Raw genomic sequence first — 6,108 nt, forward strand, 5'->3', positions numbered from 1 at the left:
CGCCACGCCAAGGAAGTCATGGAACGCCTCATCGAGGTCTTCGGTGACAAGGTCTTTGACACGGTCATCACCCGCACCGTCCGCTTCCCGGAAACCTCCGTCGCCGGTGAGCCCATCACCACCTGGGCGCCAAACACTCCAGCCGCGGCACAGTACCGCAACCTGGCCCGCGAGGTCATCGAGCGCAAAGGCCGCAAATAATAGGTGACTTCCCCGGATAGTTACACTCCCGAACCGTCGTCAAGCGAGGGCGTGCAGGAAGAAATCACCGGCTTCCGCGTCGCACTCGCGAACTTCAACGGCCCATTCGACCTGCTACTGCAGCTGATCAGCAGCAAAAAGATGGACGTCACCGAAGTCGCGCTGGCGGCGGTCACAGACGAGTTCATCGCCTACACGCGCAGCCTCGACGCAGTCAGTGACCTCGACGAAATCACCGAATTCCTCGTCGTGGCAGCGACGCTGCTCGACCTCAAAACCGCACGGCTCCTACCGCGTGGCGACGTCGACAGCGAAGAAGACCTCGAACTGCTAGAAGCGCGCGACCTGCTGTTCGCCCGACTGCTGCAGTACCAGGCGTATGGCAAGGTGGCCGACCAATTCGAGGAGTGGCAGAAGACTGCGCCGCGGCGCTATCCGCGGGCCGTGGGGCCGGACAAGCAGTTCGAGGAGTTGCTGCCGCCCGTGCGCCTGGGCATGACGCTCGGGGAGTTTGCCGAGTTTGCGGCCGTCGTAATGCGGCCGAAGCCGCCGGAGGAAGTCGGTGTCGGGCACATCCACGGCGTGCCCGTGTCCGTGCCGGAACAGGCGGGCAAGATTCTGGACTCACTGCGGCTGGCAGGCGAGGGGACCTGGCTGACTTTTACGCAGCTGACATCGGAGTGCCGCGTGTCCATGGAGGTCGTCGGGCGGTTCCTCGCGCTGCTGGAGCTCTACCGAGCCAAGGCGATCGGTGTGGAGCAGGAGGAAGCGCTGGAGGAAATCCACGTGGCCTGGACCGGGCTCGACGTGGACCCGGCCGTCGTGGCGGCGGCGAACTGGGAGTAGGTGGCTGTTGATTTGTGCTGGCTGTTGGGCTCGGTCGGGCTCGGGCGGGCGTGGTTGGGCCCTGCTCGGTGCGGGCTCGGTCGGGCTTGGTTGGGCTGGGGCTGAGTTGGGGCCCAGCTAATTAGCGGCCACTAATTAGCGCCCGGCGCGGGAGGTTGCGTAATCTGACGCGCATGAGCGAAACCAGTTCCGCACCATCCGAGCAGGCCACGGAGTCTGCGTCTGCTTCTCCGGCGCAGTTGCCACCCATTGACCCGTTGCGAGCAGGCGTGGAGTCGATTCTGCTTGTGGTCGATACGCCGGTGGCGGCGGAGGATATGGCGCGGGCGCTGGATGTTTCCGCAAGCGATATCCGTGACGTGCTTCGCGAAATCGAGTACGAATACCGTGCGCGCCGCAGCGGCATTGAGCTGCGTGAAACGGATGAGGGCTGGCGCTTCTACACGGCTCCCGCGCACGCCAGCGCGGTGGAGCGCTTCTTGCTGGATGGCTCGCAGTCGAAGCTCTCACGTGCAGCTATGGAGACGCTGGCAGTGGTGGCGTACCGGCAGCCGGCCACGCGTGCGCAGGTCTCCGGTGTGCGCGGCGTCAATGTTGATGGTGTGATGCGCACGCTGGTCGCGCGCGGGCTGATTGCCGAGTCGGGAGAGGACCCGGCCACCGGTGCGCATTTGTACGTTACGACGACGCTGTTCCTGGAGCTTTTGGGGATTGATTCGCTAGACCAGCTGCCTGACTTGGCTCCGCTGCTGCCAGAGGTCGACTTGATCGACGAGCCGTTGGACTAGGCAGGGCTTGGGGTGGTGGCTAGGCGAGCCACTCCGTTTTAGATTCACTTCACGGTTATCGATCCACTTCACGACACGCGTGTCACCTCATGCCACCTCCAAAGCTGCCACGAGGTGACATGGGTGTCGTGAAGTCGCGTTTAGGGGCTGCTCACTGCCGCTCGCTGCGCACTACGGGTCTTTGCCCCCTGTTGCGCCCACCGCATGCCCTGTGGATAACTCCCGAAAACTGCAAACTATCCACAGCCAACGCCAAATCGACGCCTCCTGACCCTCCGCGTGTGTCAAAAAAATGAGAACGTAGCACTCGCAAACACACAAACACGCAAACACTCGCACCGCCCAGCACACACCACCCACCGACCAGCAGTTGCCTGGACCTCAGGAGCGCAATCCGATGCCGCAGTGGATCTACGACGCCGACGACATCATCCGTACCGGCCAGCAGTGCGAATGCGCCCGTCCCAGCACCTTCGCAATTTCCCGAATCGGCCAGCACTCCGACCGTGATCTCCACCGGCGAGCCAAAAGCGGCAGCCTTCTGTGGCTCGCGCATGGCGCGTACGTGCCCGTCGACAGGTGGCTCGCCTTACACAGCACCGAACGCTACGTTCTGGAAATCAAAGCGCTCATTCATCGCGGCACCGCCACCGTAATCACCCGCGATGCTGCCGCTGCCCTCCATGGTTTACCTCTACTGACGCATGGCACTCCCATCGCGATAGCCAACTCCGGCCGCACGCGTGGGCAATTGCGAAGCACACCGAATGGCCCGTACCAGCCGCACAAACGCCTCATCCGCGTCTCCGGCCGGATTCTCCCCGAGGACGTCGTAGAAGTCGATGGCCGCCTCGTCACCGATGTCCCAAAGTCCGTCATCGATGTCTGCCGTTCTCGCACCCCGCATAATGCACTAGTGCTTGCCGACGCCGCCCTCCAGCGCCACACCGATACCGAGGAACTGTTGGCCACGTTGGCTGCGTATCCCCGTGCTCCGGGAAATGCGCAGGCCAGGAGGTTGTTGCGGCAAGCGACAGCGTCGTCGGAAAGCATTGGGGAATCGCTCACTAAAGAAGCAATCGTCCAGGCGGGGCTAGCTTCTGTCGACGATTCTCGGGCTCCGTTGCTTCAGCAGGTTTCCTTTCGGGATGAACGTGGCTTCATCGCACGCGTGGACTTTTATCTGCCCGAACTTGGGCTGGTCGTCGAGTTCGATGGCCGTATGAAATACACCGACGGCGGGGTTGCGGACACTCAGGTGGCAATCGCAAAGGAGTTGGAGCGCGAAAAGCGCCTGAAGAATCTCGGGCTGAATGTCATCCGGATTGTCTGGTCACAGCTTTTCGACGGCTCCGCAGTAGCCACCTTGAGGCAAACGGCCGCGGAAATCCGACGTCACCTGGCAAATGGCGGGAACCGCTACAACGGTAACTACGCCTTCGCTCGGCCGCCCATCACGATCACAGGAAAGGCGGCTGAGCTGGCTATGCGTCGCCGACAGGTGTGGAGCCAAGCGGGACGGTTGTACTAGCTGGCTGGCTTATCGGGTTTAGCCCCCTGCCGGTGCCGCTGCCGCGCCCGGCCCGCTGCCGCTGCCCTCGAGCCCAAAATTTCACTTCACGACACCCCCGTCACCTCATGCCACCTCCACAGCTGCCACGAGGTGACATGGGTGTCGTAAAGTCGCTGAGACTGTCTGTAATCCTTGCGAAAAGTCCCAAACACCAACCCCGAACAGTGTTCAAGTCTGGCGCTGTACAGGTACTATGCTTGAGTATCATGACAGCCTCGGAAACCACCCAGCCGCTCGTACCGTCGTCTGCACCAGCATCCGCGAAGTCGCCTACACCGCAGCCAACGCAAGCATCCGTCGCCGACCTCGCAGCCTTCGACGCCGACCACATCTGGCACCCATACGGCCCCATCCCGTCGCCGGTCGCGCCCAAACTGGTCGAGTCCGCCGAGGGCGTCAACCTCCACCTCGCCGACGGCCACACCCTGATCGATGGCATGAGCAGCTGGTGGGCCGCATGCCACGGCCACTCGCACCCGAAGCTGGTCGCAGCCGCGAAGAAGCAGGCCACCACCATGTCGCACGTCATGTTCGGCGGACTGACACACCGCCCGGCCATTGAGCTGGCGGAGAAACTCTTGAAGCTCGCGGGCCCCGGCTTCGATGCCATCTTCTACTCGGACTCTGGCTCGGTCTCCGTCGAGGTGGCGATCAAAATGGCGTTGCAGTATCAGCAGGCCAAAGGCCATCCCGAGCGCACCCGCCTGGCCACCTGGCGCGGCGGCTATCACGGCGACACCCGCGCGCCCATGACCGTCTGCGACCCCGAGGGCGGCATGCATTCGCTGTGGACGGGCCAGTGGACTCCGCAGGTCTTCGCCGACAAACCACCCGCCCGCGGCGCAACCGAAGAGGAACGCGCACGCTATCTAGCGCACTTCGATTCGCTTATCGACGACTCCGTCGCCGGCCTCATCGTTGAACCGGTGGTCCAAGGCGCTGGTGGCATGCGGTTCCATGATCATGAGCTGCTTGTAGGGCTCCGGAAGCTGTGTGACAAGCACGGCATTCTCCTCATCGCGGATGAGATTGCCACCGGCTTCGGCCGTGCTGGTGACCTGTTCACGACGCAGGCGGCCGGGATTGTGCCGGATATTATGTGTGTCGGCAAGGCGCTGACCGGCGGCTTCATGAGCTTCGCAGCCACCCTCACCACCGCCGATGTGGCTCGTACTATTTCCGGTGGTGCAGGCGGAGGCATCATGCACGGCCCGACCTTCATGGGCAACCCCTTGGCCTGTGCGGTGGCCTGCGCGCAGCTCGACCTGATTGCAGAAGGGCAGTGGCGTGAGGATGTCCCGCGCATCGAGTCCCGATTCCGCGACCAGCTCCAGCCCCTAGCCAGCAGCGATGCCGTGGCCGACGTGCGTGTCCTTGGCGCAATCGGTGTCGTGGAGATGCAGCGCCCAGTGGACATGGGCCTGGCTACCGCAGCAGCTGTCGATGCCGGGGTGTGGCTGCGCCCATTCGGCAAGCTGGTCTACACCATGCCGCCGTACATCAGCACCAATGACGAGGTCGACCGCATCTGCGAGGCCATCGCCGCCATAGTCGCCGCAGAGGAACAACGTAGGTAGCGCAGCGAAGCAGCACAACAAGTAGCGCAATCAGCACGACGACCAACCGCGCAGCGAAGCAACACAACAGCGTCACAACAAGAAGCACAACCAGCACACCACCACAGCCAAAAGGAGCACTAACCACCATGAGCATCGTCCTTGTCACCGGCACCGGTACCGATATTGGAAAGACCATCGGCACGGCGGCCCTGGCGGCGGCACTACGCGGGGAGGGCAGGCAGGTGCACGTCGTCAAACCAATTCAGACCGGATTTCCGGACCCTGACGGCGGTGATTTGGACACTGTCGCGGAGCTGACGGGGATCGACAATCTGCATGGCTTCGAGCGTTACCCCGAGCCGATGGCGCCGGTGGCGGCGGCGCAGCGCGCGGGAATGCGCCTGCCGAACGCCACGGAGATCGCGGAGAAGATCAAGCTTATCGACGGGCCGAACCGCGTTGTCCTCGTGGAGGGCGCGGGCGGCTTGTTGGTGCGGCTCGGCGAGGATTGGGCGCTGCCGGAGTTGGCGGCGTTGCTGCCGGGTAGTCAGATGGTGGTCGTGACGCGGTTGGGGCTGGGCTGCCTGAACGAGGCGGAGCTCACCGTCGAGGTGGCGCGGGGGCGTGGGGTCAATGTCACGGCGCTGGTGGGAGGTTCGCTGCCGGCGGATGTCGACCCGATCATCGAGACGAACCTGGAAGAACTGCCACGCATCACCGGGGTGCCGCTGCTGGGGTCGGTGCAGGCGGGAGCGGGCACGCTGGGTCAGCAGGAGTTTGTGTCGAAAGCTACGCAGTGGCTGCCGGGCGTGCGAGAGTGGGTCGCAGCGCTGTAGGGCAGCCGCAGCGCTTTAAGGGGCACTTTGGCGGCGCCTCGAAGTAGAGGCCGCGCGGGACGTCGTTAAGCTGGCGTTTTGCGAGAAACGTGCTAAGGTGGCTAGACGACAAGGCGCGAGGCTTTCTCTGTAATTCTCTTTATTAACCTGCTTCCACCGGCCATTTTGGGCCCACGGGGGAGAGAACAGCGTCGCCTGGCGCTGACGTTCTAACAAACAGAACATTCTCCAACGCTTGAAAAGGATGTAGGTCAAGTGGCTAAACCCGCTCGCCGAGAAGGCACACCGGCACACAAGAACCGTAA

The 6,108-nt window shown here is 63.2% G+C and carries 6 protein-coding genes; all 6 read left to right on the top strand.

Annotated features, from left to right (window positions below):
• On the top strand, nt 1-201 hold a 201-nt coding region (locus HMPREF3011_RS11355; RefSeq protein WP_371440762.1), incomplete at its 5' end, for a ParA family protein.
• Nucleotides 202-204: 3 nt separating this feature from the next.
• On the top strand, nt 205-1,047 hold the full coding sequence (locus tag HMPREF3011_RS04490) for a segregation and condensation protein A (RefSeq protein ID WP_187402594.1): 843 nt from the start codon (nt 205-207) through the stop codon (nt 1,045-1,047).
• Nucleotides 1,048-1,220: 173 nt separating this feature from the next.
• Nucleotides 1,221-1,835, top strand: a complete 615-nt coding sequence (scpB, locus tag HMPREF3011_RS04495) for an SMC-Scp complex subunit ScpB (RefSeq protein WP_038625570.1) — start codon at nt 1,221-1,223, stop codon at nt 1,833-1,835.
• A 397-nt stretch (nt 1,836-2,232) separates the two neighbouring features.
• Nucleotides 2,233-3,366 carry a PDDEXK family nuclease gene (locus tag HMPREF3011_RS04500; protein ID WP_052155520.1) on the top strand — a complete coding sequence of 378 codons (1,134 nt, stop codon included), beginning with the start codon at nt 2,233-2,235 and terminating at the stop codon, nt 3,364-3,366.
• 248 nt (nt 3,367-3,614) lie between these two features.
• Complete coding sequence (locus tag HMPREF3011_RS04505) at nt 3,615-4,985, top strand: adenosylmethionine--8-amino-7-oxononanoate transaminase (RefSeq protein WP_038625568.1); 1,371 nt, start codon at nt 3,615-3,617, stop codon at nt 4,983-4,985.
• A 128-nt stretch (nt 4,986-5,113) separates the two neighbouring features.
• The gene (bioD, locus tag HMPREF3011_RS04510) at nt 5,114-5,803 is read left to right on the top strand and encodes a dethiobiotin synthase (protein ID WP_070841220.1); all 690 of its coding nucleotides are present in this window, start codon (nt 5,114-5,116) and stop codon (nt 5,801-5,803) included.
• Nucleotides 5,804-6,108: the final 305 nt, after the last annotated feature.

This window comes from Corynebacterium sp. HMSC074C04 (genome assembly GCF_001838295.1).
GTDB classification, from domain to species: Bacteria; Actinomycetota; Actinomycetes; order Mycobacteriales; family Mycobacteriaceae; genus Corynebacterium; species Corynebacterium amycolatum.